At 68.2% G+C, this 26,758-nt stretch carries 25 protein-coding genes; 5 read left to right on the top strand and 20 right to left on the bottom strand.

Annotated elements, in window-relative coordinates; all coding sequences use genetic code 11:
• Positions 1-14: 14 nt before the first annotated feature.
• Both ACI766_RS01175 and ACI766_RS01170 read right to left on the bottom strand, forming a co-directional pair.
• On the bottom strand, positions 15-1,058 hold the full coding sequence (locus ACI766_RS01175; protein WP_087823922.1) for a Gfo/Idh/MocA family protein: 1,044 nt from the start codon (positions 1,056-1,058) through the stop codon (positions 15-17).
• 242 nt (positions 1,059-1,300) lie between these two features.
• Positions 1,301-2,080: an IclR family transcriptional regulator gene (locus tag ACI766_RS01170; protein WP_003101874.1), complete on the bottom strand. Its 780-nt coding sequence runs from the start codon at positions 2,078-2,080 to the stop codon at positions 1,301-1,303.
• A 305-nt stretch (positions 2,081-2,385) separates the two neighbouring features.
• On the opposite strand from ACI766_RS01170, the gene ACI766_RS01165 reads away from it, so the two are divergent.
• The gene (locus ACI766_RS01165) at positions 2,386-3,732 is read left to right on the top strand and encodes a 4-hydroxybenzoate transporter PcaK (protein WP_003101875.1); all 1,347 of its coding nucleotides are present in this window, start codon (positions 2,386-2,388) and stop codon (positions 3,730-3,732) included.
• Positions 3,733-3,971: 239 nt separating this feature from the next.
• Here ACI766_RS01165 and ACI766_RS01160 read toward each other — a convergent pair whose 3' ends face one another.
• The 10 genes from ACI766_RS01160 to ACI766_RS01115 all read right to left on the bottom strand — a co-directional run bounded on the left by ACI766_RS01160 (position 3,972) and on the right by ACI766_RS01115 (position 13,702).
• Entirely contained in the window at positions 3,972-4,805 is an 834-nt protein-coding gene (locus ACI766_RS01160) for a nucleoside-binding protein (RefSeq protein ID WP_087823916.1), read from the bottom strand.
• Positions 4,806-4,995: 190 nt separating this feature from the next.
• Complete coding sequence (locus tag ACI766_RS01155; protein ID WP_003084073.1) at positions 4,996-5,937, bottom strand: LysR family transcriptional regulator; 942 nt, start codon at positions 5,935-5,937, stop codon at positions 4,996-4,998.
• Positions 5,938-6,111: 174 nt separating this feature from the next.
• On the bottom strand, positions 6,112-6,513 hold the full coding sequence (gene pcaC, locus ACI766_RS01150; protein ID WP_003084072.1) for a 4-carboxymuconolactone decarboxylase: 402 nt from the start codon (positions 6,511-6,513) through the stop codon (positions 6,112-6,114).
• Positions 6,514-6,523: 10 nt separating this feature from the next.
• Positions 6,524-7,315, bottom strand: a complete 792-nt coding sequence (gene pcaD, locus ACI766_RS01145; protein WP_003084070.1) for a 3-oxoadipate enol-lactonase — start codon at positions 7,313-7,315, stop codon at positions 6,524-6,526.
• 14 nt (positions 7,316-7,329) lie between these two features.
• Positions 7,330-8,709 carry a 3-carboxy-cis,cis-muconate cycloisomerase gene (locus ACI766_RS01140; protein WP_003145060.1) on the bottom strand — a complete coding sequence of 460 codons (1,380 nt, stop codon included), beginning with the start codon at positions 8,707-8,709 and terminating at the stop codon, positions 7,330-7,332.
• Between the two features lie 22 nt (positions 8,710-8,731).
• Complete coding sequence (locus ACI766_RS01135) at positions 8,732-10,030, bottom strand: MFS family transporter (protein WP_003101889.1); 1,299 nt, start codon at positions 10,028-10,030, stop codon at positions 8,732-8,734.
• Positions 10,031-10,179: 149 nt separating this feature from the next.
• A complete protein-coding gene (gene pcaF, locus ACI766_RS01130; protein ID WP_003101891.1) occupies positions 10,180-11,385 on the bottom strand; it encodes a 3-oxoadipyl-CoA thiolase in 1,206 nt (401 codons plus the stop codon).
• Positions 11,382-12,164 (bottom strand): CoA-transferase subunit beta, encoded by a 783-nt coding sequence (locus ACI766_RS01125; protein ID WP_003084062.1) that lies wholly within the window; start codon positions 12,162-12,164, stop codon positions 11,382-11,384. The genes pcaF and ACI766_RS01125 overlap by 4 nt, the downstream gene beginning before the upstream one ends.
• Entirely contained in the window at positions 12,161-13,012 is an 852-nt protein-coding gene (locus ACI766_RS01120) for a CoA transferase subunit A (RefSeq protein ID WP_003084060.1), read from the bottom strand. The genes ACI766_RS01125 and ACI766_RS01120 overlap by 4 nt, the downstream gene beginning before the upstream one ends.
• A 150-nt stretch (positions 13,013-13,162) precedes the next feature.
• Entirely contained in the window at positions 13,163-13,702 is a 540-nt protein-coding gene (locus ACI766_RS01115) for a helix-turn-helix domain-containing protein (protein ID WP_003112674.1), read from the bottom strand.
• A 154-nt stretch (positions 13,703-13,856) separates the two neighbouring features.
• Here ACI766_RS01115 and ACI766_RS01110 point away from each other — a divergent pair, with 154 nt between their 5' ends.
• Positions 13,857-14,639, top strand: coding sequence for an aldolase (locus ACI766_RS01110; RefSeq protein ID WP_003084054.1), 783 nt, complete (start codon positions 13,857-13,859; stop codon positions 14,637-14,639).
• Positions 14,640-14,698: 59 nt separating this feature from the next.
• Positions 14,699-15,580 (top strand): dihydrodipicolinate synthase family protein, encoded by an 882-nt coding sequence (locus ACI766_RS01105; RefSeq protein WP_076938808.1) that lies wholly within the window; start codon positions 14,699-14,701, stop codon positions 15,578-15,580.
• A gap of 76 nt (positions 15,581-15,656) precedes the next feature.
• On the opposite strand, the gene ACI766_RS01100 is transcribed toward ACI766_RS01105, so the two are convergent.
• From ACI766_RS01100 to ACI766_RS01085, 4 genes are all read right to left on the bottom strand, one after another.
• Positions 15,657-16,715, bottom strand: a complete 1,059-nt coding sequence (locus tag ACI766_RS01100; protein WP_003101898.1) for an ABC transporter substrate-binding protein — start codon at positions 16,713-16,715, stop codon at positions 15,657-15,659.
• 163 nt (positions 16,716-16,878) lie between these two features.
• The gene (locus ACI766_RS01095; RefSeq protein ID WP_003101901.1) at positions 16,879-18,261 is read right to left on the bottom strand and encodes an aspartate aminotransferase family protein; all 1,383 of its coding nucleotides are present in this window, start codon (positions 18,259-18,261) and stop codon (positions 16,879-16,881) included.
• A gap of 30 nt (positions 18,262-18,291) precedes the next feature.
• A complete protein-coding gene (locus ACI766_RS01090; RefSeq protein ID WP_003084045.1) occupies positions 18,292-19,725 on the bottom strand; it encodes an APC family permease in 1,434 nt (477 codons plus the stop codon).
• A gap of 57 nt (positions 19,726-19,782) precedes the next feature.
• Entirely contained in the window at positions 19,783-21,273 is a 1,491-nt protein-coding gene (locus tag ACI766_RS01085) for an aldehyde dehydrogenase (RefSeq protein ID WP_003101907.1), read from the bottom strand.
• 350 nt (positions 21,274-21,623) lie between these two features.
• On the opposite strand from ACI766_RS01085, the gene ACI766_RS01080 reads away from it, so the two are divergent.
• Both ACI766_RS01080 and ACI766_RS01075 read left to right on the top strand, forming a co-directional pair.
• Entirely contained in the window at positions 21,624-22,544 is a 921-nt protein-coding gene (locus ACI766_RS01080; protein ID WP_003084035.1) for a LysR substrate-binding domain-containing protein, read from the top strand.
• Between the two features lie 346 nt (positions 22,545-22,890).
• Entirely contained in the window at positions 22,891-23,820 is a 930-nt protein-coding gene (locus tag ACI766_RS01075) for a LysR substrate-binding domain-containing protein (RefSeq protein WP_003084019.1), read from the top strand.
• A gap of 73 nt (positions 23,821-23,893) precedes the next feature.
• Here ACI766_RS01075 and madM read toward each other — a convergent pair whose 3' ends face one another.
• The 4 genes from madM to ACI766_RS01055 are packed head-to-tail and all read right to left on the bottom strand — an operon-like array spanning position 23,894 to position 26,746.
• Positions 23,894-24,658, bottom strand: a complete 765-nt coding sequence (gene madM / locus ACI766_RS01070) for a malonate transporter subunit MadM (protein WP_003084016.1) — start codon at positions 24,656-24,658, stop codon at positions 23,894-23,896.
• A gap of 5 nt (positions 24,659-24,663) precedes the next feature.
• Complete coding sequence (madL, locus tag ACI766_RS01065; RefSeq protein WP_003112671.1) at positions 24,664-25,068, bottom strand: malonate transporter subunit MadL; 405 nt, start codon at positions 25,066-25,068, stop codon at positions 24,664-24,666.
• 56 nt (positions 25,069-25,124) lie between these two features.
• Positions 25,125-26,057, bottom strand: a complete 933-nt coding sequence (gene mdcH, locus ACI766_RS01060) for a malonate decarboxylase subunit epsilon (RefSeq protein ID WP_003161013.1) — start codon at positions 26,055-26,057, stop codon at positions 25,125-25,127.
• On the bottom strand, positions 26,054-26,746 hold the full coding sequence (locus tag ACI766_RS01055; RefSeq protein ID WP_003118606.1) for a malonate decarboxylase holo-ACP synthase: 693 nt from the start codon (positions 26,744-26,746) through the stop codon (positions 26,054-26,056). The genes mdcH and ACI766_RS01055 overlap by 4 nt, the downstream gene beginning before the upstream one ends.
• Positions 26,747-26,758: the final 12 nt, after the last annotated feature.

Genomic DNA, 26,758 nt, shown 5'->3' with positions numbered 1-26,758 from the left:
TCATCGTCAGCGGTTCAGAAACTGGCCGGCGCGCAGGCCCGGCCACTGCGCGCGGCCTCGCGAACCGCCTCGACCAGCGCCAGGGTGCGAGCGGCGTCGGTGGCATCCATCAATGGCGCTTCCTCGCCCCGCGCGACCCGGACGAAGTGCTCTAGCTGGCGTTGCAGGGGGTCGCCTGCCGCCACGGCCTCCACGCTGGCCGCCAGCGGGTCGTGCCAGCCCTGCCGGGCCTCGGCGTAGCGCCAGCGGCGGAGCTGGGGCAGGCTCAGGGCACCCTCGGTGCCGGCCAGCAGGTAGCAGGGTTGGTCGGCCTGGCGCGGATAGACCGGGTTCTCCCCGGCGGCCAGCTCCCAGCTCCAGGGCGCCGCCGCAGCGTCGCAACCGGTCAGGCTGCCCAGGGCGCCATTGGCGAAGCGCAGGAGCAGCGCGACGTTGTCTTCGTTGGGCAGGCCACGGATAGCGTTGCCGGCCAGCGCCTGCACCTCCCGCACTTCCCCGCACAGGTAGCGGAGCAGGTCGAGGTCATGGATCAGGTTGGTCAGCAACATTCCCGCGCCGGGCTCGCGACGCCAGGCCACCTCGAAATAACTGTCGGGCTTCTTCAACTGCCAGAGCGCGGTGACCGACAGCAACCGACCGAGCGCGCCCTCGGCGATCAATTGGCGCGCCCGCACGACCAGCGGATTGTGCCGACGATGGTGACCGACCAGCAGCGGAACGCCAGATCGCCGGGCGACGGCGACCAGCTCGCTCACTTCGTCGAGCTGCACGCCGACCGGTTTTTCCAGCAGCAGCGGCACCCCGGCGGCGAGGCAGTCGAGGGCGGTGGCGACATGCAGGTTGCTCGGGTTGGCGACGATCGCCGCTTGCGGCCGGGCTTCTTCCAGCAACCTCCGATGATCGCCGAACCAGGGCACGCCGGCGTCCGCGGCGAACGCCTGACCCTGCGGATCGGCCACCGCACACAGGCGCGCGCCAGCGATTCGCTGCAAGCGGTGGTAATGCTGGCGGCCCATATTGCCGGCGCCGATGAGGGCGATGCGAAGCGGTGCGTCCAAGGCGGTCCCCAATCGTTGTTTTCTTGTTCGCTTCAAGATTCCAGAACGTCGTTCCAGATTTAGCGAGGGAGATTATTTGAACGAATGGCTGGCCCCGCGCAAGAGCGCTTCGAGACGGCACTACCGCCGGGGCATCCATGGAAGTGCGGAAAGGCCCGCCGCATGCGGGCTCGTGACAGGCAAGAAAGCGTTCGCTATTCGAACGCTGATGTCGGGAAAGGACTGGGGCCGGGCCGGATGGCTCAGCGGAACAGCTCGGACGCCTGGCTGGCGTGGGACAGGTCCTGCGCCGCGGCCAGGAGCAGGGGCGCCAGTTCGTGCATGCGCGCCTCGCCGAAGCGTGCGCTCGGCCCGGCCACGCTGAGCACGCCGAGAGCCCGTCCGTCCTCGGGGTGGCGCACCAGTGCGGCCATCGCCGCCATGCCCGGCGCCGAGCATTCGATCTGCCAGGCATAGCCGTGCTCGCGGGCGCGCTTCAGGTAGCGCAGCAGCTCGCTCCTGGAGCGCGGCGCGTTGGGACCGAAGTCCCGCGCCGCCCCTACGCCCTGGCGCTCCACCAGCGCCAGCGCCGCCTTGTCGCTCAGGCTGGCCAGCCAGGCATGCCCGGATGCGGTGTAGAACAGCGGCGCCTCGCGCCCCATGTCGGGGTCGTAGCGTAGCCCGGAGGTGGCGCCCTGGGACTTGGCGATCCAGGTCTGGCGATCGCCTTCGATCACCCCCAGGCGCACCAGTTCGCCGGTCTCCCGGGCGAGCCCGTCGAGCACCGGCTGGACCAGGTCGACTACCCCGCTGGAAGCGAGGAAGCGGAAGCCCAGCGCGGCCAGGCGGGTGCTGAGGCGGTAGCGGCTGGTGTCGTCGTCCTGGCGCACGTAGCCGAGCCGGATCAGCTCGGCGAGCATGCGGTGCGCGGCGCTCTTGGGGATATCCAGGCGGTCCGCCAGTTGTTGCAGGGGCAGGCCACGGGCATCGCTGGCGAGGAGTTCGAGCAAGCCGAGGGCGCGTTCGATGAGGCTACCGGCCATGGAGGGGAGTTCCTGAGTCGAGGAAAGGCAGGATTCTAGAATCTGGTTCCGGATTTTCACAGCCTGGCGAAGGTCGAGATTTCACAGGGTTTCGTTCGATCAGCGAACCGATAAACGATTATCGGATTGCCACTCCCCATGGCCCTCCGTAATGTGTCTGCACCCCGGCAGGCCGAGCGCCTCCGCTACAAAAACAACAGGGGAATCCCGACATGCCGCAGCACGCCTTGCCTTCCGCCGCCTGCACCTGAGCCACGCGTCCGACCCTCGTCCCACGCCCTCACTCTCGCCGCGGAACCCGTCCCATGAACAGCCCCAGCCTGCCCGCCGTCGAACGACTCGACGTGCAAGCCTTCATCAATGCCCAGCCGCTTTCGCCGTACCAATGGCGGATCGTCCTGCTGTGCTTCCTGATCGTCTTCCTCGATGGCCTCGACACCGCCGCGATGGGCTTCATCGCTCCGGCGCTGACCCAGGACTGGGGCATCGACCGCGCCAGCCTCGGTCCGGTGATGAGCGCCGCGCTGATCGGCATGGTCTTCGGCGCCCTCGGTTCCGGACCGCTGGCCGACCGCTACGGACGCAAGCTGGTATTGGTCGCGGCGGTCTTCCTCTTCGGCCTGTTCAGCCTGGCCTCGGCCTACAGCACCAACGTCGAGCAACTGCTGGCGCTGCGCTTCCTCACCGGCCTCGGCCTCGGCGCGGCGATGCCCAACGCCACCACCCTGCTTTCCGAATACACCCCCGAGCGCCTCAAGTCGCTGCTGGTAACCAGCATGTTCTGTGGCTTCAACCTGGGCATGGCCTGCGGCGGATTCGTCTCGGCGAAGCTGATCCCGCTGTTCGGCTGGCACAGCCTGCTGCTGCTCGGCGGCCTGCTACCGCTGGTCCTGGCGGTAGTCCTGCTGTTCCGCCTGCCGGAATCGGCGCGCTACCTGGTGGTGCGCAACCGCGGCAGCGAGCGGGTACGCCAGGTGCTGGCCCCCATCGCCCCGGCGCAGGTGGCGCTGGCACGGAGTTTCCACGTCCCCGAGCAGCAGACGGTGCAGGCCCGCAACGTGTTCGCGGTGATCTTTTCCGGTACCTACAGCGCCGGCACCCTGCTGCTCTGGCTGACCTACTTCATGGGCCTGGTGATCGTCTACCTGCTCACCAGCTGGCTGCCGACCCTGATGCGCGATAGCGGCGCGAGCCTGGAGCAGGCGGCGTTCATCGGCGCGCTGTTCCAGTTCGGCGGGGTGCTCAGCGCCGTAGCGGTGGGCTGGGCGATGGATCGCTTCAACCCGCACAAGGTGATCGGCCTGTTCTACCTGCTGGCGGGGGTGTTCGCCTGGTGCGTCGGCCAGAGCCTCGGCCAGGTCACCCTGCTGGCGACCCTGGTGCTGCTGGCCGGCATGTGCATCAACGGCGCGCAGTCGGCGATGCCGTCGCTGGCGGCCCGCTTCTATCCGACCCAGGGGCGGGCCACGGGGGTCTCCTGGATGCTCGGTATCGGCCGCTTCGGCGCCATCCTCGGCGCCTGGATCGGCGCCACCCTGCTGGGCCTGGGCTGGAACTTCGAACAGGTGCTGACCGCCCTGGTGCTGCCGGCTGCACTGGCCACCGCCGCGGTGCTGCTGAAGGGGTTGGTCAGTCACGCGGATGCGGGGTGAAACTGCCCCATCGCGTAGGACGCATAACCGCTTGCGGTTATCCGCCGTCGGGCTTCGGTGTATCGGCGGATAACGCCGGTGGCGTTATCCGCCCTACTCCAGGGGTCGGCATCGCGTAGGGCGTATAACCGCTCGCGGTTATCCGCCGCCGGGCTTCGGTGTATCGGCGGATAACGCCGGTGGCGTTATCCGCCCCACCCCAGGGTTGGCGGCATCGCGTAGGGCGACGGCGCTTCGCTTCAGAAGGTGAATTCCATATTCAACGTCGGCGTCGAGGTGCGGCTGCCGGTGCCACCGTCGACGCCGAACTTGTTGTGCCAATACTCGTAGCCGACGCCGAGCCACAGGTTCGGCTGGCGCTTGTCGCCTGGCAGGGCGGCGACCATCAGGGCGGTGCGGACCAGGGTTTCCGCCGCGGTGTCCTTGTCGTTGTAGTCCTCGCCCTTCTCTCCCACGTAGTTGACGAAGCCCTGGAACTTCGCCGCATGGTTGCCGACCTTGAACGGCCGCATCCAGGTCAGGTTGAGCATGTAGGTGGTGTCGAAGGTGTGGTCGGGATGGCGCGCGCCGGGCACGCCGAAGTGGTTCTTCTCGCGGTAGTAGAGCAGGCTCAGGTCGAGCACGCCGGGACCGTTGAACTTGAGGGTCGGGCCGAACACCAGGGCGCGCTTCTTGGCCGAAGCCAGGTTGTTGTTGCGGCTGGCGTCGAAGCCCAGGGTGAAGGCGTAGTCCTTGACCAGGCCGGTGCCCAGCGGCCGGTCGAACACCCGCGAAGCGTAGAGCTGGTGGCGGTAGACCGCATAGACTTCGCTGCCACCATGGTCGGTGCCCTTGCGCGGGTCGCGGTTGTCGGAAAGGAACACATCGAGATTGAAGAAATTGCTGCCGTAGCGATAGCCGTCGGCGTGGGTGAAGCTGTAGATGCGCTTGGCGAACTTGTCCGGGTTGTTCGGGTTGGTGAATTGCTGGCCGTAACGGAAACCGACGCTGTTGCTCATCCATTCCAGCGCCATGCTCTCCCCGGCGCCGACGAGCGCGATCAGGGCGACGGCGCCCTGCATCATCTTCTTCATGCTGTGTGTCCTGCTGGTTGCTTGTTGTTCTTGTGGCGACTCAGCCCCCGGTTTCGCGCCGGGGTCGCGGGGCAGTATCGGCACTTCGCCGCGCTGACCAAAGAACAGAATATCGAACATGCCGATGCCGAAACGGCATCAGCGGACGGGCAAGCTCGGGCAAGCCGTCTGGCATCGGCGCGAGCGCCGCTCAGGCCTCGTTCAGGCGCGCTTCCTCGCGCTCGCGCAGGCGCACTTCCTCGGCGATCTGCCGGGCCAGGGCGTCCACCGCCACCGGCAGGTAACGGCCGGTGCGCACGTAGAGGCCGAGGTCGCTGTGGATGCCGCCATTGTCTTTCAGCGGCAGGAAACGCAGCTCGCCCTGGGCGATGTCGGCCTCGATCCCCAGGCGGGTCTGGAAGGCGACGCCGAGCCCGCGCCGCGCCAGTTGTCGCGACAGCTCCAGGGAGCTGCTCTCCAGCACCGCCCGGCGCGGTTCGCGCAAACGGCGCTGGAGCGGCGCCAGCAGGTGATGGATGGACAGCTCGCTCTTGGCCATGATCAGGCCATGTTCGACGCAATCGGCGAAGGCGATGGCCTGGTGTCGCGCCAACGGGTGCTGCGGGGAGACGATGGCACCGAGGCGGAAATGGCCGACGCTGACCTGTTGCAGGTCGGCGCTGCGCGGCAGGGCGAAGGCCAGGCCGAGGTCGACCGCGCCACTGCTCACCGCCTCGGGTATCGCCTGGGAACCGAGCAGGGTGACGCCGACGGTGATGTCCGGGTAGCGTTCGCGCATCGCCTTGAGCACGCAGGGCAGCAGGTCGCTGGTCACCGCTTCGATGGTGGCGATCTCCACATGGCCGGTGCGCAGGCCTTGCAGCGCGTCCAGTTCGGAACGCACGCGCTCCATGTCCTGCAGGACCACGGTGACGTGGCGCGCGAAGATCTCCCCGGCTCCGGTCAGGCGCAGGCCGCCGGGCAGGCGGTCGAACAGCGGCGCACCGATCTCGTCCTCCAGCTTGAGGATCTGCCGGTTCACCGCCGACGAGGCGACGTTCAGGCGCCGCGCGGCTTCGCGGATCGAATGGCAGCGGCGAACCATGTCGAAGTAGTGGATCGCGGGCGCGTGGATATGCAGCTTGCGGCTCATGGCGGACCGAAGGGATGACGGAGCTGTCGACCTTCCGGGAAACGCCGGCGATTGGCAAGGGGAAGCGCCGCCTTGCCGACCCACGCGCAGGACGGATAACCGCCGTTGGCCCTCGGGGTATCGGCGGATAACGCCTGCGACGCCATTCGCCCTACCGCTAGCGCCGCCGGCGACCTACCGGGACGCCTGCTGCGACTCCACGCCAAGCTCGTCCCACACCGATTCGGCCAGGTGGAAGGTCGCGTTGGCCGCGGGAATACCGCAGTAGATGGCGCTCTGCATGATCACTTCCTTGATCTCGTCGCGGCTCACCCCGTTGTTCTTCGCCGCGCGCAGATGCAGCTTGAGTTCCTCGTTGCGGTTCATGCCGATCAGCATGGCGATGGTGACCAGGCTGCGGGTGTGTCGCGGCAGCCCCGGACGGGTCCATATGTCGCCCCAGGCGTGGCGGGTGATCATTTCCTGGAACTCTTCGTTGAACGGCGTCAGGTTGGCCAGGCTGCGCTCGACATGGGCGTCGCCGAGCACCGCGCGGCGCACTTGCATGCCGGCTTCGTAGCGTTGTTTCTCGTCCATCGGCGGCTCCTCAGGCGGACAGCAGGAAATCGACCAGGCGGCGGCTGAAGGCGTCGCCCGCTTCGACGTTGGACAGGTGCGCGGCGGCGAACTCGACCAACTGCGCGTCGGCGATGCGCGCCTGCATGAAGCGGGCGTTGTCCGGAGTGGTCACGGCATCGTGGCTGCCGGCGACGATCAGCGTCGGCGCCTGGACCAGCCCGAGCTGCTCGCGGAAATCGGCGTCGCGTACCGCAGCGCAGTTGGCCGCGTAGCCCTGCGGCGAGGTGGCCGCGAGCATCGCGACGATGCGCTCGACCTGCGCCGGCTCGCGCTCGGCGAAGCCCGCGGTGAACCAGCGCGCCACCGAGGCGTCGCGCAGGTCACGCATGGCCTGCTCGCCGCCTTTCAGGACGGTATCGATGCGGGTGTTCCAGACCTCGTCGCTGGCAATCTTCGCCGCGGTGTTGCACAGCACCAGCCGGCCGAGCCGCTCGCCGGCGTGGATGCCCAGCCACTGGCCGATCAGGCCGCCCATGGACAGCCCGCAGAAATGCACGCGCGGCAGCTCGAGGGCATCGAGCAGGGCAAGCACGTCGGCGCCGAGCTGGCCGATGGCGTACGGTCCGGGGGTGACCAGCGAGGCGCCGTGGCCGCGGGTGTCGTAGCGCAGCACGCGGAAATGGGCGGTGAGTGCGGGGATCTGCGTGTCCCACATGCCCAGGTCGGTGCCCAGCGAGTTTGACAACAGCAGGACCGGCGCGCCGGCCGGTCCTTCCAGGGAGTAGTTCAGGTCGCCGTCGGCGAGGCGTACGGTTGGCACGAAGGGATCTCCAGTCAGGCGGGATGGGGTTCGAAGCCCAGGGCATGGTGTTCGGCGAGCGCGCGCTCGACCCAGGCGCGGGCCTGGCCGAGGTAATGGGCGGGATCGAGCAGGCGGTCCAGTTCGTCGCCGGACAACTCGGCGCTCACCCGCGCCTCTTCGCCGAGCACCGCGCGCAACTCGCGGCGCTGCTCGACGGCGCGGCGGCAGCACTGTTCCACCAGATGGTGCGCGGCTTCGCGGCCGATACGGCGGGCCAGGGCGATGCTCACCGCCTCGGCGAGCACCAGGCCGTGGGTCAGGCCAAGGTTGCGGCGCATCCGCTGGGCGTCCACCTCCAGGCCTTCGAGCAGGCCGATCGCCTGTTGCAGCGCGCCGGCAACCAGGCAACAGAGTTCCGGCAGGGTTTCCCACTCGGCGTGCCAGAGACCGAGGCTGCGCTCGTGTTCCTGCGGCATCGCCGCGAACAGGGTCGAGACCAGCCCCGGCGCACGGGTGGCGGCGGCGATCAGCACCGCGCTGCTCACCGGGTTGCGCTTGTGCGGCATGGTCGAGGAACCGCCGCGCCCGGCGCCGGCCGGCTCGAAGACCTCGCCGGCCTCGGTCTGCATCAGCAGGCTGACATCGCGACCGAACTTGCCGAGGCTACCGGCCACCAGGCCGAGCACGCTGGCGAATTCCACCAGGCGGTCGCGCTGGGTGTGCCAGGGTTGTTCGGGCAAAGCCAGGCCCAGCTCCTCGGCCAGCGCCGCGGCCACCGGCAGGGCCTGTTCGCCGAGCGCGGCGAGCGTCCCCGAGGCGCCGCCGAATTGCAGCACCAGCAGGCGCGGGCGCAACTCGCGCAGGCGCTGGCGGTGCCGGGTCAAGGCACCGAGCAGGCCGGCGAGCTTCATGCCCAGGGTCACCGGGGTGGCGTGCTGCAACCAGGTGCGCCCGGCCAGCGGCGTGTCGGCATGCCGTTCGGCCTGGTCCGCCAGGACCTCGGCAAGACGTTGCAGATCCTGCTCGAGCAAGGCCAGCGCACGGCGCAGTTGCAGCACCAGGCCGCTGTCCATGGCGTCCTGGCTGGTGGCGCCGAGATGCACGTAGCGCTCGGCCTCGGCGTCGCCAGCCGCCACCTGGCGGCCCAGCGCCTTGACCAGCGGGATCGCCGAGTTGCCGGCAGTGGCGACCGCCTCGGCCAGCGCCAGCGGGTCGTACAGTTCGGCGCGGCAGGCCGCCTCGATCGGCGCCACCGCCGTCGCGGGAACCACCCCGGTGCGCGCCTCGGCGCGGGCCAGGGCGGCCTCGAAGTCGAGCATGCCTTGCAGGCGGCCGCGGTCGGAGAACACCGCGCGCATCGGCGCCGCCGTGAAATAGGCATCGAACAACTGGTTGGCGGGTACGTCGCTCATCGGTTTTCCTTTTCCCGGCCCGTCAGGGCTCGTCGTTCAGGTAGCTGACCTTGCGCAGGTCCGGCAGGCTCACGCAGACCAGCAGCGCCAGCAGGCACATGGCTGAAACATACCAGTAGAAGACGTTCTCCATCCCTACCGACTTCAGCCCCAGGGCGACGTACTCGGCCGAGCCGCCGAAGATCGCGTTGCCCACCGCGTAGGACACTCCGACGCCGAGGGCGCGCACCTCCGGCGGGAACATCTCGGCCTTGATCAGGCCGCTGATGGAGGTGTACAGGCTGACGATGGCCAGCGCCAGGATGATCAGGAAGAAGGCCATGTAGGGACTGCTCACGGTCTTCAGCGCGAGCAGGATCGGCAGGGTGCAGAGCGTGCCCAGGGTGCCGAACCAGAGCATCGAGGTCTTGCGCCCGATGCGATCGGAAAGCATGCCGAACAGCGGTTGCATCAGCATGTACGCCAGCAGGGCGAAGGTCATCACCGCGCTGGCGGTCTTGGCGCTCATCCCGGCGGTGTTGACCAGGTACTTCTGCATGTAGGTGGTGAAGGTGTAGAAGATCAGCGAGCCGCCGGCGGTGAAGCCGAGCACGGTGAAGAAGGCCCGCTTGTGCTTGAACAGCTCGGCGAAGGTGCCGGATTCCTTGCGCTCCAGGGTCGACTTCGAAGCGGTCTCGTTCAGCGAGCGCCGCAGCCAGAGGGCGATCACCGCGGTGATCGCGCCGATCACGAAGGGAATCCGCCAGCCCCAGGCGCGCAGTTCGTCTTCGCTCAGCAACTGCTGCAGGATCACCACCACCAGCACCGCCAGCAACTGTCCGCCGATCAGGGTGACGTACTGGAACGAGGCGAAGAAGCCGCGCTGGCCCTTGAGCGCCACCTCGCTCATGTAGGTCGCACTGGTGCCGTACTCGCCGCCCACCGACAGGCCCTGGAACATCCGCGCCAGCAACAGCAGGGCCGGCGCCAGGGTGCCGATGCTGGCGTAGGTGGGCATGCAGGCGATCGCCAGGGAGCCGGCGCACATCATCACCACCGAGATCAGCATGGCGGTCTTGCGCCCGTGCTTGTCGGCGATGCGGCCGAACATCCAGCCGCCGATGGGGCGCATGAGGAAGCCGGCGGCGAAGACCCCGGCGGTGTTCAGCAACTGCACCGTGGGGTTGTCGGAGGGGAAGAAGGCCGGTGCGAAGTAGATCGCGCAGAAGGCGTAGACGTAGAAGTCGAACCATTCCACGAGGTTGCCGGAGGAGGCGCCGACGATGGCGAAGATGCGCTTGCGGCGTTCTTCGTTGCTGTACTGGTGAACAGGGGCAGTCATGCTGTTGTTCTCTCGACAGGGTCCGTTTCATCCTGACCGTGCGACGGAGCGTCCTGTTCCGCTGCACACGCGCCGCGCCGCCGCCGAAACATGGGCAGCGCCGCGCGACGCGCGCTCTTGATACCGGGCGGGCGACCCGGTTGTGCCAGTCAGACCCGCTCGATGGCCAGCGCCAGGCCTTGGCCGACGCCTACGCACATGGTCGCCAGGCCGCGCCGGCCGCCGCTCTTCTCAAGTTGATGGAGCGCGGTGAGGACCAGCCGCGCACCGCTCATCCCCAGCGGGTGGCCGAGGGCGATGGCACCGCCGTTCGGGTTGACCTTCTCACTGTCGTCGGCCACGCCCAGTTCGCGCAGGCAGGCCAGGCCCTGGCTGGCGAAGGCTTCGTTGAGTTCGATCACGTCGAAGGCGTCGATCGCCAGGTCCAGGCGCCGCAGCAGCTTGCGCACCGCCGGCACCGGGCCGATGCCCATGATCCGTGGGGCGACGCCGGCGCTGGCCATGCCCAGCACCCGCGCGCGCGGAGTCAGGCCGTGCTTCTCCACTGCCTCGGCGGAGGCCAGGACCAGCGCGGCGGCGCCGTCGTTGACCCCGGACGCGTTGCCGGCGGTGACGGTCTTCTCCGGCCCGTTGACCGGCTTGAGCCGGGCCAGCGCCTCCAGGGTGGTGTCGGGACGCGGATGCTCGTCGTGCTCGACCAGGGTGTCGCCCTTGCGCCCGCGAATCGTCACCGGGACGATTTCCTCGGCGAAGAAACCGGCCTCCTGCGCCCTGCCGGCGCGCTGCTGGCTGCGCAGGGCGAAGGCATCCTGGTCGGCACGCGACACGCGATAGTCGTCGGCGACGTTGTCGGCGGTCTGCGGCATCGGGTCGATGCCGTACTGCTCCTTCATCAGCGGATTGACGAAGCGCCAGCCGATGGTGGTGTCCTCGATCTTCTGGCCGCGCCCGAAGGCGCTATCGGCCTTGCCCATCACGTACGGCGCGCGCGACATCGACTCGACGCCGCCGGCGATGGCCAGCTCCATCTCGCCGCAGGCGATGGCGCGGAACGCCGTGCCGATGGCGTCCATCCCCGAGGCGCAGAGGCGGTTGAGGGTGACGCCGGGCACGCTCTCCGGCAAACCGGCCAGCAGCAGCGCCATGCGCGCCACGTTACGGTTGTCCTCGCCGGCCTGGTTGGCGCAGCCGAGGAACACCTCGTCCAACGCCGACCAGTCGACCCCCGGGTTGCGCTCGACCAGGGCCTTCAGCGGCACCGCCGCGAGGTCGTCGGCGCGCACCGCGGAAAGACTGCCGCCGAAACGGCCGATCGGCGTGCGCACGGCATCGCAGATGAATACCTCGCGGCTCATTCGTCGCTCCCCTTCTGTCCATGGGCGGCCGCGGTGCGCGCCTCGAGGTCGCGCAGCGCGGCGAGTTCGACCTCGCTCGGCGCGGGCGTCTCGGCGACCCGCTCGGCGAAGCGGATCGCCCAGCCGGTGGCCTCGACCACCTGCTCGCGGGTCACGCCCGGATGCAGCGAAGTGACCACGAACTCGTTGCTGCCGGCTTCCGGCTCCATGATGCACAGGTCGGTGATGATCGCCACCGGCCCCTTGCCCGGCAGGCCCAGGCGCTGGCGCGAGTCGCCGCCCTCGCCATGGCCGACCGAGGTGACGAAGGCCAGCTTGTCGACGAAGGTGCGGTGCGACTGCTTGAGGATGATCAGCACTTCCTTGGCGCTGCCGGCGATTTCCGGCGCGCCGCCGGCTCCCGGCAGGCGCACCTTGGGCTGGCGGTAGTCGCCGATCACGGTGGTGTTGATGTTGCCGAAGCGGTCGACCTGGGCCGCGCCGAGGAAGCCGACGTCGATCCGTCCGCCCTGCAGCCAGTAGCGGAAGATCTCGCCGGTGGGGACCACGGTATCGGCGGTCTCGGCCAACTCGCCGTCGCCGATGGACAGCGGCAGGACGCTGGGCTTGGCGCCGATCGGCCCGGACTCGTAGATCAGCACGACGTCCGGCGAGGAAGTCAGGCGCGCCAGGTTGGCGGCCTTCGACGGCAGGCCGATGCCGACGAAGCACACCGCGCCGTTGTGCAGGCGGCGGGCGGCGGCCACGGTCATCATCTCGTTGGTGCTGTAGCTGCTCATCGCTTGCCCTCCGCGAGCTTGGCCTGGAAGGCGCCGAAATCCTCGGTCCCCCGGATGTATTCGTCGATCCACGCGGTGAAGCTTTCGCGGTCGCGGGCGATCGGGTCCCAGTCCTGGTAGAAGCGGTTGTCGCGCTCGTAGTAGCCGTGGGCATAGGACGGATGCGCGCCGCCGGGCACCAGGCACACGGCGCTGAGCGCCCAGCTCGGCAGGACGCAGGCGTTCATCGGGGCGTCCAGTTCGTCGACGATCTCCTCGACGGTGACGATGCAGCGCTTCGCCGCCAGGGCCGCTTCCTTCTGCACGCCGAGGATGCCCCAGAGCAGCACGTTGCCCTTGCGGTCGGCCTTCTGCGCGTGGATCACGCTGACGTCCGGGCGCACCGAGGGCACCGCCGCCAGCACTTCGCCGGTGAACGGGCAGGTGACGCTGCGGATCAGCGGGTTGACCTTCGGCAGGTCGGAGCCGGCGTAGGCGCGCAGCACTGCGAAGGGCAGCCCGGAGGCGCCGGCGACATAGGCGTTGGCGAGGTCGGCGTGGCTGTGTTCCTCGATCTCCAGCGGTTGCGGCCAGCCCTTCTCCACCGCGTCGCGCAGGCGGTGCAGCGAACCGACGCCGGGGTTGCCGCCCCAGGAGAACACCAGCTTCTTCGCGCAGCCTGCACCGATCAGCAGGTCGTAGACCAGGTCGGGAGTCATGCGGATCAGCGTCAGGTCTTTCCTGCCCTGGCGGATCAGCTCGTGGCCGGCGGCCGTCGGGATCAGGTGAGTGAAGCCTTCGAGGGCGACGCTGTCGCCATCGTGGACGAAGCGTCGCACCGCTTCGCGCAGGGAGAGGATTTCAGCCATCGGTCGGGTCTCGTCTTGTTGTGCGCTGCCTGGACGGCACGTGACGAGAACCTTACGCCGGGGTCCGAGGGCTCACAATCCGATAATCGATTAACAGTTCGATAATCGAACAGAACGTTAGCAAGCATCCGATCGACCGAAGCCGTCGCCTCATTCGTCGCTGTGGATCACCACCAGCAATTCCGCCTGGGTCTCCCCCAGGGAGCGGATGCGGTGCGGCTTCTGTGCGTTGAAATGCAGGGCGTCGCCGCGCTCGAGGATGATCCGCTGGTTCATGAAGTCGACCTCGACCTGGCCCTCATGGACGAAGATGAACTCTTCGCCGAGGTGCTCCTTGAACGTCGAGTGACTGAAATCGCGCGGGGGGTGGACGATGAACGGCAACAGCGCGCGGGCGCCGATCTGCTGCGCGAGGGAGGCGTAGGCCGGGCCGTCGTCGCCGCTGGACAGCGACTTGCGCTGGTCGCGACGAACGATGCTGTAGCCGTCGACACCGTCGCTTTCCTCGGAGAACAGCTCCTCCACCTGCACGTTCAACGCCTTCGCCAGCTTCAGCGCGGCGGCAATGGACGGCGTGTTCAGCCCGCGCTCGACCTTGGACAGGTAGCTCTTGGTCAGGCCGGTCTTCTCAGCCAGGGTCTCCAGCGTGACCCCGAGTTTTTTTCTCAGCAATTTCAAGCGCATGGACATTGAGGACAGCCTTCTCCCGATGGCGATGAAACTTTTCTCTTGCTAATGACACTTTGTGTCATATAACTTGATCCGTGTCATTTACAGCCGGGTCGTTGCGTGGCGCGCAACTGCCTGGCGTTTCCCCCGACTCGCTCCGTCAAAGGAACCTCGCATGGCTACGACACTGGAATTACCCAAGGATCAACTGATCCAGCACGCGCTGAAGCAGATGAAAAGCAGCCTCGGCGATAATACGTGGACTGACCGGCAAAAGCTGGCCCTGACCTGCCGGATTCTCTTCGAGGCCGGCCACGACTCCGGGCTCGCCGGGCAGATCACCTCGCGCGGCCCGGAGGCGGGGACCTACTACACCCAGCAACTGGGCCTGGGCTTCGACGAGATCAGCGCCGGCAACCTGCTGCTGGTCGACGAAGACCTCAACGTCCTCCACGGGCACGGCATGGCGAATCCGGCCAATCGCTTCCACAGCTGGGTCTATCGCGCCCGCCCGGACGTCAACTGCATCATCCACACCCACCCGCTGCACATCGCCGCGCTGTCGACCCTGGAAGTACCGCTGCAGGTCTCGCACATGGACCTTTGCCCGCTATACGACGACTGCGCCTTCCTCAAGGACTGGCCGGGCGTGCCGGTAGGCAACGAGGAAGGCGAGATCATCTCCGCCGCCCTCGGCGACAAGCGCGCCATCCTGCTCTCCCATCACGGCCTGCTGGCCACCGGTGCAAGCATCGAGGAGGCCTGCGTGATCGCGGTGCTGCTCGAGCGCGCGGCGAAGATGCAGTTGCTGGCGATGGCCGCCGGGGAGATCAAGCCGATCCCGCCGGCCCTGGCGCGCGAGGCCCACGACTGGATCTCCACCCCGAAGCGCCACGGCGCCGCATTCAACTACTACGCCCGGCGCTGCCTGCCGCGCAACAGCGACTGCCTGAGCTGAACGACCTTTCCCACCAGGTCCGTCCTGGCATTTCCCACTCAATGTCACGGGTACATCCAATGTCCGCATCCATCCACGGCATCATCGGCTACACCATCACCCCCTTCGCCGCCGACGGCGGTCTCGACCTGCCGGCCCTCGGCCGCTCCATCGAGCGCCTGATCGACGGCGGCGTGCACGCCATCGCCCCGCTCGGCAGCACCGGCGAAGGCGCCTACCTGAGCGACTCGGAATGGGACGAGGTGGTCGACTTCACCCTGAAGACCGTCACCCATCGCGTGCCGACCATCGTCAGCGTCTCCGACCTGACCACCGCCAAGACCGTGCGCCGCGCGCAGTTCGCCGAATCCCTCGGCGCCGAGGCGGTGATGGTCCTGCCGATCTCCTACTGGAAGCTCAACGAGGCGGAAGTGTTCCAGCACTACCGCGCGGTGGGCGAAGCCATCGGCGTGCCGGTGATGCTCTACAACAACCCGGGCACCAGCGGCATCGACATGTCGGTGGAACTGATCCTGCGCATCGTCCGCGAAGTGGACAACGTGACCATGGTCAAGGAGAGCACCGGCGACATCCAGCGCATGCACAAGCTGCGCCTGCTCGGCGAAGGCCGGGTGCCCTTCTACAACGGCTGCAACCCGCTGGCGCTGGAAGCCTTCGTGGCCGGCGCGAAAGGCTGGTGCAGCGCCGCGCCGAACCTGATCCCGACGCTCAACGGCCAGCTCTACCAGGCGGTGCTCGACGGCGACCTGGAGAAGGCCCGCGCGCTGTTCTACCGGCAGTTGCCGCTGCTCGACTTCATCCTCCGCCGGGGCCTGCCGACCACCATCAAGGCCGGCCTGGGCCTCTCCGGCCTGGAGGTGGGGGCGCCGCGCCTTCCGGTGCAGGCGCTGGATACCGAGGGCTGTCGGTATCTGCAGGGGTTGTTGGAAGAGCTGCGCTGATCACCCCGTCAGCGCTTTGACCCGACGGGCCCGGACGACTTGGGGCCCGTCGTTTTTTTGCCGACGCGCAGCGCGCTCAGCGCGCCGCCCAGGCATTGAAACGCTGTTCCAGTTCCTCGCCGTGGTCCACCCAGAACTCGGCATCCACCGCCCGCGCGCCTTCGAGGTTGGCCGGCGCGGTCGGCAGCGCCTCCTGCACCGTCTTCGGCAGCAACGCCAGGGTGCCCTTGTGTACCGGCCCGTAGGGGATCTGCTCGGAGAACACCTTCTGCGTCTGCGGCTGGCTGGCGAAGGCGATGAATTTCTCCGCCAGCGCCTTGTTCGGCGTGCCCTTCACCACCGCCCAGTACTCCGGATCGTAGAGACTGCCGGGCCAGACGATGGCCAGTTTCACCCCCTCCTTCTGCGCAGCGGCGATGCGCCCGTTGTAGGCCGCGCTCATCACCACGTCGCCGGCCGCCAGCCATTGCGGCGGCTGGGCGCCGGCCTCCCACCACTGGATGTTCGGCTTGAGCTGGTCGAGCTTGGCGAAGGCGCGGCTGACCCCCTCCGGGGTGGCAAGTACCTTGTAGAGGTCCTCCGCCTTCACCCCGTCGGCCAGCAACGCCACTTCCAGGGTGTACTTGGCGCCCTTGCGCAGGCCACGCTTGCCGGGGAACTCGCGGACGTTCCAGAAATCCGCCCAGGACTGCGGCGCCCTGGCCAGCTTCGTCGAGTCGTAGGCCATCACCATCGACCAGACGTAGGTGGCCACCCCGCACTCGCTGAAAGTGCCGGGGACGAACTGCGCGGGGTCGCCGAAACGCGCCGGGTCGAGGCGTTCGAACAGCCCCTCGTCGCAGCCGCGGAGCAGTTCGGGGCTCTCCACCTCGACCACGTCCCAGCTGACCTTGCCGACGTCGACCATGGCCTTCACCTTGGCCATTTCGCCGTTGTATTCGCCGGCGACCACCTGCCCGCCGCCGCTTCGCTCGAAGGGTTTGAAATAGGCCTGTTCCTGGGCGGCCTTGGTCGCGCCGCCGAAGGAGATCACCGTCAGGCTCTGGCTCTGCGCCTGGGCCGCCGCGGCGAACGCCAGGCCGAACAGGGACAACCGGGAAAACACGTGTGCGTACTGGTGCAAGGACTTGAACATGGAACACTCCCACAGCCGATTGGCATTGTTGTGATGTTGCTGAGGCAGTTGCCGGCCAGAGGCCGAAACGGTTCCGCGCGCGGTCGCCAGGCGCCGCATCGTCGTTATGGGGGGACGCTCCGTGTCGCAGGCGACCCGGCCGAGGCCGGGCCGCCGGGGCGCGTCAGAGCACGCCGATCTCGCGCGCGGTACGATCCACCGCGATACGGGTCTTGTCGATCAGTTCGTCGATCTCGGCACGCCCGGCCACCAGCGCCGGGGCCATGATCATGCGGCCGAGGGTGGAGCGGATGATCACGCCCTCCTCGAAGCCGATGGTGCGGCAGCGCCAGGCCAGATCGTTCTCGTTGGCAAAGCGCTTGCGGGTCGCCTTGTCCTCGGCGAACTGCAGCGCGGCGACGAAGCCGGCGCCCTGGACCTCGCCGACCAGCGGATGGTCGCCGAAGACCTCGCGCAGGCAGCGTTGCAGGTAGGGGCCGGTCTCCTCCCTGACCCGCGTGACCACGCCCTCGTCGCGCAGCGCCTTGAGGTTGGCGATGGCCACCGCCGCCGCCACCGGGTGGCCGGAATAGGTCAGGCCGTGGGCGAACACCCCGCCCTGCTCCACCAGCACCTCGGCGATGCGCTTGCCGAGTACCAGGCCGCCCATGGGGATGTAGCCGGACGTCAGGCCCTTGGCGATGGACAGGGTGTCCGGCTGGAAGCCGAAGTGTTCGTGGGCGAACCATTCGCCGGTGCGGCCGAAGCCGCCGATCACTTCGTCGGCGCACAGCAGCACGTCGTACTGCCGGCAGATGCGCTGGATCTCCGGCCAATAGCTTTGCGGCGGGAAGATCATGCCGCCGGCGCCCTGGAAGGGCTCGGCGACGAAGGCGGCGACGTTCTCCGCGCCCAGTTCGAGGATCTTCTCCTCCAGTTGCAGCGCCGCGCGGCGACCGAACTCGGCCGGGCTCAGCTCGCCGCCGTTGGCGTACCAGTAGGGTTCGTCGATGTGGGCGAAGTCCGGCAGCATGCCGCCCATCTCGTGCATGAACTTCATCCCGCCGAGCGCGGTGCTGCCCAGGGTCGAGCCGTGGTAGCCGTTCCAGCGGCCGATCATGATCTTCTTCTGCGGCTTGCCGAGGATCTGCCAGTAGCGCCGCACGGTACGGATCAGCACCTCGTTGGCCTCGGAGCCGGAGTTGGTGTAGATCGCGTGGCTGTAGTGGTCCGGCAGCAGGCTGAAGAGCATCTCGGAAAGCTCCACCACCGCCGGGTGGGTGGTGTGGAAGAACATGTTGTAGTACGGCAGTTGTTCCAGCTGGCGGCTGGCGGCGGCGGCGAGGTCCTGGCGGCCGTAGCCGAGGTTGGTGCACCAGAGGCCGGACATGCCGTCCAGGTAACGCTTGCCGTCGTTGTCCCAGAGCTGCAGGCCATCGCCGCGGACCATCACCCGCGGGCCTTCGCGGTTCAGCGCCTTCTGGTCGAGGAAGGCGTGGATGTGGTGCGCGGCGTCCAGTTGCTGGTAGTCGCGGGTGTCGCGCTGCGGGTTGAGCTGAGCGGTCATCGTCTGTGTTCTCCTTGTTCCCTTGGCGCGTCAGGCCGAAGGGGATTGCAGGGGATCGAGGGCGACGGACTTGCCCTGGGCAGTCTCACCGGCCGTCTCGAGCGGTTCGGGTACGAAGAGGGGCTTGCGCATCACGCCCTTGATCCACACCACCGCCACCAGCGAGACCACGCCGAGCACCACGCCGGCGCTGGCGAAGATCCGTCCGGTCATTTCCGGGGTCGGCGAGACGTGGACCACCGCGTAGATCATCCCGGCGATGCCGAACAGTTGCGGCAGCGGGTAGAACGGCGTGCGGAACGGACGGGCGATGTGCGGATAGCGACGGCGCAGGGCCAGCACGTCGACGTGGGCGATGATGTAGGCCAGCAGCCAGGCCAGCGCGGCGGCGAGCAGCAGCAGGTTGATCGAGTCCGGGTCCTGGCCGAGGATCAGGATCGGCAGGCCGGTGATCGCGGCGACGAACAGCACCGCCACCCAGGGCGTGCGCGCCCGCCGGCTGAGCTGCTTGAATTGCGGGAAGGCCTGGCCGTTCTGCGCCATCCCGTAGAGCATCCGCGGGATCGCCGCCAGCGACGAGTTGAGGGTGCTGCAGGTGGCGGTGATCGCGGCGATCACCAGGAACAGCTGGCCGTACTCGCCGAACACGCGGTTGGCGAAGAGGAAGTGTGGCAGCGGGTCGCCGGCCAGTTCCGCCTGCGGGATGCACAGCAGCGCACCGAAGCAGTAGAGGGCGATGGTCAGGAAGATGATGCTCAGGCCGAGGATCATCGAACGCGGGATGTTGCGCTCCGGACGCCGCGTCTCCTCCACCAGCGGGCAGACGAACTCGGCGCCGACGAAGCCCCACACGGCCATCGCGGTGAGCGCCAGGGCGCTTACCCCGAGCGGGTTCCAGCCGCTCGCCAGGGCGGTCTGCGCGGAAGCGTGGTCGCTGCTCACCGCACCCAGGCCGAGCACCAGCAGGACGATCATCATCAGCAGCGCCAGCGCGCTCTGCAGGCGCGCGAAGATGTCGATGCCGAGCAGGTTGAGCAGGGTGAACAGGCCGAGCACGCCGTAGGCCACCAGCATCGGCGGCAGCGCGCCGGGGTAGACCTTGCCGATGATCAGGTCGAGCAGCAGCAGTTCCGCCGAGAGGGCGAACATCGCCACCACCACGTAGCCGGAAAAGGTCGCCAGGATCGCCGGGAAATGCCCGATGGCCACCTCGGTGTAGCTGCTCAGGCTACCGGCGCGGGGAATCATCAGGGCCAGCTCGGAAAAGGAAAAGGCGTAGCTCAGCGCCAGCAGGTAGGCCACTCCCAGCGGCACGATGAAGCCCAGGCCGGCCGTCCCGGCGCCTTGCAGCATCAGTACCATCACGCCCTGGGAAACCACCAGGCCGATGGCCACCGCCAGCAGCGGTCCCAGCCCGAGCACGCGGCGCAGGGCCGGCTCACGCACGTTCGGCGTGTCGTTCATTCGATCGTCCTCTTGTTGTCGTTATCGGCATCGAGTCGTGTCGCGTCCGTCGCGTCTTCAGCGCAACTGGAACCAGGTCGTCTTCAACTGGGTGTACTTGTCGAAGGAATGCAGCGACAGGTCGCGACCGAAGCCGGACTGCTTGCCGCCGCCGAAAGGCACCGCGACGTCCAGCGCGTCCACGGTATTCACCGACACCGTTCCGGCATTCAAGCGCCGCGCCACCCGGTGTGCACGGTGCAGGTCGTCGCTCCACAGCGAGGCGGCGAGGCCGTAGCGGCTGTCGTTGGCCAGGCGTATGGCCTCGTCCTCGGAGTCGAAGGCGCTGATCGCCAGCACCGGACCGAAGATTTCCTCGCGGGCCAGCTGCATGTCCGGGCGTACGTCGCCGAACAGGGTCGGTTCGATGAAGTTGTCCGAACCGTTGATCGTCAACTGGCGGCCACCGCCGAGCAGGGTCGCGCCCTCGCCTTGCGCCCGCTCGATGGCGGCGAGAATCCCGGCGGTCTGCCGGCGGTCGACGATGGCGCCGGCGCGGCTGGCCGGGTCCAGCGGATCGCCCGGCTGCCAGTCGCGGGCCTTGGCCAGCAGGCGCTCGACGAACTCGTCGTGGATCGAACGCTCCACCAGCAAGCGCGAGTTCGCCGAACAGACCTCGCCCTGGTTGAAGAAAATGCCGAAGGCGGCCTTTTCCGCCGCCTGGTCAAGATCGCGGCAATCGGCGAACACCAGGTTCGGACTCTTGCCGCCGCACTCCAGCCAGACCTGCTTGAGGTTGGATTGCGCGGAATACTGCATGAAGTACTTGCCGACCTCGGTGGAGCCGGTGAACACCAGTGCGTCCACCTCCGGGTGCAAGCCGAGGGCCTTGCCGGCCTGCTCGCCGAGGCCCGGCACCACGTTCAGCACGCCTTCCGGCACCCCCGCCTCCAGGGCCAGCTCGGCCAGGCGCAGGGCGGAGAACGGCGACTGCTCGGCCGGCTTGAGCACCACCGAGTTGCCGGCGGCCAGGGCCGGGGCGAGCTTCCAGGCGGCCATGTCGAGCGGGAAGTTCCACGGCACCACCGCGCCGATCACCCCCAGCGGCACGCGGGTAATGGTGGCCAGGGTCTGCTGGGCGGTCGGCGCGACCTGGTCGTAGAGCTTGTCGAGGCTTTCCGCATACCAGGCGAAGACGTGGGCGGCGCCGGGTACATCGATGTTCCAGGCGTCCATCACCGGCTTGCCCATGTTCAGCGAGTCGAGCAGCGCCAGCTCTTCGCGATGGGCCAGCATCAGCTCGGCCAGGCGCAGCAGCACGCGCTTGCGCTCGACCGGGGCGAGACGCGCCCAGGGGCCTTCGTCGAAGGCGCGGCGGGCGGCGGCCACTGCCGCGTCGACGTCGGCCGCATCGCAGGCCGCGACCCGCGCCAGCAGGCGATTGCTCGCCGGATCGATGGCGTCGAAGGTAGCGCCGCTGGCGGCTGGACGCTGGCGGCCGCCGATCAGGGCCTGGTCGATGAAGCGCTGTGTCGCGGCGCGCCGTTGCCAATCGCTGAGTTCGAACACCCCACCTTCTCCTTGTTATCTCGCCGGTCTGCGCCGGTCGTGGTTCTGCACGCATGGCCCGGACCGCCGGGAGGCGGACCGCTGTCCATGGGGTCGATGGGGAAGGATGGTCGCGCAAGCCGCGGCGAAGGAAAATTATTAAAAATGTCCTCGGGACATAAGAAAAAGCTGGCCAGGCGTGCCCCGGCAAAGTGCGTCGTGCTGGGTTATCGTGCAGGCGGGCAATCGTCGTCGCGGCCAGCGCCGCGACGCTCGGCAGCGGCCTGCAACTTGCTTGCAGCGCGGCGGACACAACAATCGAGGCGCGCACGCCCGGCCCGGGGAGGATGATGCGCCGATGAGGTCTTGCAGTGGCGTCCTATACCTTGCGGCAACTCAAGTATTTCGTGACCACCGTGGAATGCGGCAGCGTGGCCGAGGCCTCGCGCAAGCTGTACATCGCCCAGCCGTCGATCTCCACCGCGGTGAAGGGTCTGGAGGAAAGCTTCGGCGTGCAGCTGTTCATCCGCCACCACGCCCAGGGCGTGTCGCTGACCCCCGCCGGCGCGCGCTTCTACCGCAAGGCCCAGGAACTGCTGCGGATGGCTCACGAGTTCGAGCAGAACGCCCTGGCCGACAACGACGTGATCGCCGGGCAGATCGACATCGGCTGCTTCGAGACGGTCGCCCCGCTCTACCTGCCGGGCCTGATCGCCGGCTTTCGCCAGGCCTATCCGGGGGTGGAGATCCGCATACGCGACGGCGAGCAGCAGGAACTGGTGCAAGGCCTCACCTCCGGGCGCTTCGACCTGGCCTTCCTCTACGAGCACGACCTCGACTCGACCATCGAGACCGAGCCGCTGATGCCGCCGCAACGACCCCATGCGCTGCTCCCCGAAGGGCACCGCTTCGCCGGGCAGGCGCAAGTGTCGCTGCGCGACCTGTGCCTGGAACCGATGATCCTGCTCGACGTGCAGCCCAGCCGCACCTATTTCGTCAGCCTGTTCGAGGAACTCGGCCTGACGCCGAACATCGCCTTCAGCTCGCCGTCCATCGAGATGGTGCGCGGCATGGTCGGCCAGGGCTTCGGCTTCTCCCTGCTGGTCACCCGCCCGCATTCGGAATGCACCTACGACGGCAAGAAGGTGGTCATGGTCGACCTCGCCGAGCCGGTGTCCACCTCCGGGCTCGCCGCCGCCTGGCTGAAACGCGCGCAACTGACCAAGCCGGCACGATTGTTCGTCGACTACTGCCGGGAGCAACTGGGCAAGCTTGCCGAGCGCCGGCACTGACCCTCAGCTTTCCGACATTCCAAGAGGAACTTTCTTTCTGACAAAGACGAATCCAATGACTGTGGCAAAAAGCCTCCGTTGCTAGGGTGGCCGGCGCTCCGGACCACCCCGGTCCGGCAGGTCACCGGCAGCAAGGGCACCATCCGCTCCATCCGCTGAGTTCCGTTAGCCTATCGGCGGCTCAGGCTGCCGAAGCGGGATTCCATCCGGTCAGTGCAACTCCGCCTTCCCCAAGGCGTTTCCAGGCCGTCATGCTCCGCCACGCGCTAGGACATGACGGCCCTTTTTACCCCTCCCGCGCCGCCTCAGGCACAATCCCCCGACGCCACCGGCCAGGGGAACGCGGATGCTGATCGACGAAGAAATCACCCTCAAGAAGCTGGAAACCTTCCTCGCCTTCATGCGCACCGGCAACCTGGCGCGCGCGGCGGCGGAACTGGGCACCAGCAACGTCAGCGTGCACCGCGCCATCCACTCGCTGGAAAGCGCCCTGCGCTGCCCGCTGTTCAAGCACGAGGGACGCAACCTGACCCCGCTGGAAAGCGCCTACGTGCTCGAGGAGCGCGCGCAGAAGCTGGTCCAGGAGGTACTCGACACGGTGCGCCTGACCCGCGAGGCGGCCGGCTTCTCCGCCGAGCGTTTCAAGCTCGGCGCGCTCTATTCGCTGACGGTGAAGACCGTGCCGCAACTGATCATGGGCCTCAAGCTGCGACGCAGCGCGCTGAACATCGACCTGATCCTCGGCTCCAACGTCGATCTGTTCTACCAGCTGAAGAACATGGAGCTGGACGCCATCCTGGTGTCGCTCAACGACAGCGTCAGCGATCCCGACTGCGAGCACCTGCCGCTGTTCTCCGATGACATCTTCCTCGCCGTGCCGGTGGACTCGCCCTACGCCAGGCTCGCCGAGATCGATCTCAGCACCCTGCGCGACACGCCCTTCGTCACGCTCACCCAGGGCTTCGCCACCCATCAGGACGGCACCCGGGTGTTCCAGCAGGCCGGCTTCGAACCGCAGATCGCCATGCAGGTGAACGACATATTCACCCTCCTCAGCATGGTCAGCTCGGGGGTCGGCCATGCGCTGCTGCCCAAACGCATCGAGGCGGTCTACGAGAACCGCGTGCGGCTGATCCCGCTGCAACCGCGCTATCGCCTGCAGCAGCACATCGGCGTGGTGTTCCTCAAGGCCAAGGAGCGCGACCCGAACCTGCTGGCATTGCTCGCGGAGTGCCGGATGTACAGCCTGCGCCTGGAGCAGGAGGCGGCGGGATAGCGGACGGAAGTCCAGCCCGCTGACCTCTCCCCAACCCTCGCCCTTCAGGGAGAGGGTGCCCGGACGAGCCCGCTCACCCAACCAGGCCGCGCACGCTGAAATACAGCAGCGACGGCCCCAGCAGGCAACCGATGGCGGTATAGAACGCCGCGGTCAGGCAACCGTAGGGCACCAGCTTCGGGTCGGTGGCGGCGAGGCCGCCGGCGACGCCGCTGGAGGTGCCCATGAGACCACCGAAGATCACCGCCGTACGTGGATTGTTCAGGCCGATGTAGGGCGCGACGAAAGGCGTCAGGACCATCACCAGGATCGCCTTCACCAACCCGGCGGCGATGCTCAGCGCCATCACCTCGGAGCTGGCCCCCAGGGCGGCGCCGGTCACCGGTCCGACGATGTAGGTGACCGCGCCGGCGCCGATGGTGGTCAGGCTGACCGCATCGGTGTAGCCGAACGCCATGGCCACCGCGACCCCGGCGACGAACGACGAACCGACCCCGAGGAACAGCGACACCACCCCGGAAACCCCTGCCCGACGCAGCTCCTCGACATTCACCCCGAAGGCCGTGGCGACGATGGCGAAGTCGCGCAGCATGGCGCCACCCAGCAGGCCGATACCGGACATCAGGGGCACGTCCACCAATCCTTTCTGCCCGCCGGTGGCGACGCCGCCGACGTAGGACAGCACCAGGCCGAGGAAGATCGCGATCGCCGAGCCGTGCAGGCGCCCGCGGGTGAGGCGCGCCGACAACCAGTAGGACACCGCCATGGTCACGCCGATGATGGCGAAGCCGCTGATCAGGCCGTAGCCATTGATGACTTTGTTCAGGGACTCGAACATGGCGCTCACCCCTGCACGCTGGTGCGCGGTTTCAATGGCCGGGCGCCTTCGGCTTTCTTCCGGCCGAAGCGGTCGAGCAGCGGGACCAGGGCGAAGGCCACGGCGACCGCGGCGATGCCGGCGAGGATAGCGGCCGGCCCGCCGCTCAGCGCGCCGAGGACATTCTGCTGGGCGGCCATGGCGACCACGATGGGAATGTAGACCGCGCTCCAGAACTCCACGCCCTGCTCGGTCTTCGCCGAGAGCAGGCCACGCTTGCCCAGGTAGCTGCCGACGAAGATCAGCAGCAGCATGGCGATGCCGACGCCACCGACGTTGGCCGGCACGCCGAGCAGCACGCCAAGGATCTCGCCGATGAACAGCCCGGCGAGGGTACACAGAGACAGCAGTGCGACACCGTAGATAATCATTATTGTTGTCCTCGGTTGCGGATCGATGTTGTTGTTTTTATGCCTCGAACGAACGCTTATCGGGTTCTCTTTTCCTCCTCGCGCAACAGCGCGTCCAGGGTATCCGCCCGGGAGCCTTCGAAGGCCGGCGTGGCGCAGCCGAACAGAGGCCGCGCCAGACCGCTGAGGACCCGTCCCGGCGGCAGCTCGAGATGCAGGCGGGCACCGCGCTCGTAGGCGCTGCGCAATGTCGCCAGCCACTCGACGCGGCGCGCCATGTTGCCGGCGAGATCGTCGGCCAGCGCGGCCGGTTCGGCGACCAGGCGCGCCCGGCTGCTGCTCAGGTAGGGCACGCGCGGCCGATGCAGGCGGATGCCGGCGAAGGCTTCGGCCAGGCGCGCGGCCGGTTCGTCGAGCAGCGCACAGTGCGACGGTACGCTCACCGCCAGGCGCTTCGCCGCGCTGGCGCCGGCGGCACGGGCGCGTTCGGCGAGGGCGGCCAGAGCCGCTTCGCTGCCGGCCACCACCAGTTGCCGCTCGGCGTTGACGTTGGCCAGGTAGAGCGGCGGGTGCTCGCGCCGCACCGCCAGGATCAGCGCTTCCAGTTGCGCCTGTTCGAGACCGAGGATGGCGCTCATCCCGTAGCCCTCGGGCCAGGCGGCCTGCATCAGTTCGCCACGCAGCGCCACCAGACGCAGCGCGTCGTCGAAGTCCAGCGCGCCGGCTACCACCGCCGCCGGATAGGCGCCGATGGACAGCCCGGCGACCAGCCCCGGCCGATGCCCGCGCGTCTCCAGCAGGCGGCTGGCGGCGACCCCGGCGATCAGCAGGCACAACTGCACCGCGCGGGTGCCGTGCAAGGCCTCGGCGCTCTCCAGTTCGGCCGGCGCCTGGCCGAGACAGTCCGCCGCCTGCTCCAGGCAGGCGCGCACCGGCGGTTCGTCGGGCAAGGCCGCGAGCATGCCGGGACGTTGGGCGCCCTGGCCGGGATAGGCGAACAGCACGCTCATGCCTCGACCTCCGCGATCCGCCAGGGGTCTTCCAGCAACAGCGGCGCCTCGCTGCCTTTCGCCAGCACCCGGGGCCGACCCTCGGCCCATTCGCGCAGGGCCACGCCGCCCGCCGGGGTCTGCAGTTGCAGGTCGATCCGGCAGGGACACTGCTCGAAGCACTGCAGCAGGCGCAGCGCGTCATCGCGCGGGAACGGGCGCGGGGTGCGCAGCAGCAGGTCGAGGTCGCTGTCCGGATGCAGCACGGCGACCCCGCTGGCCAGCTCGAAACCGGCGCCGCCGGTCACGCCCCAGGCCAGTCCCAGCGCGTTCAGCGGCGCACGCAGGTCGCGCAAGGCACGCCAGGCCGGCAGATCGCGCAGCATCGCCGGCTCGCGCTGGCCCAGCGCTTCCGGGCGCAAGCGCCGGGTGATTGCCGCCAACGGCATCCAGCCGGCCCAGCGCTGCTCCCGCGCCAGGCCGCGCACGCCGATGGCCACCCGCGCAGGATCTGCCGGCGCACGGCGCACCACCACCGGCCAGCCGGCCTTCAGTGCCGCGCAGACCCAGGCCGGAGCATTCTCCGGCAAATGCGCCGGCGCCATGCCCAGGAGCAAGTCATGGGGTTCCGGCCCTGCCCTGCGACGCATCGGATCAGGAGCGAGCCGTCGCCGGCTGGAGCCCCGCTGTGAGCTGTTCGCGATGACCACGGCTCGCTCCTG

Origin of the sequence: Pseudomonas sp. DL (assembly GCF_047199225.1) — a bacterium.
Classification (GTDB): Bacteria; Pseudomonadota; Gammaproteobacteria; order Pseudomonadales; family Pseudomonadaceae; genus Pseudomonas; species Pseudomonas aeruginosa.
Note: the sequence above shows the minus strand (reverse complement) of the source record. Positions and strands in the feature narration are given on the sequence as shown.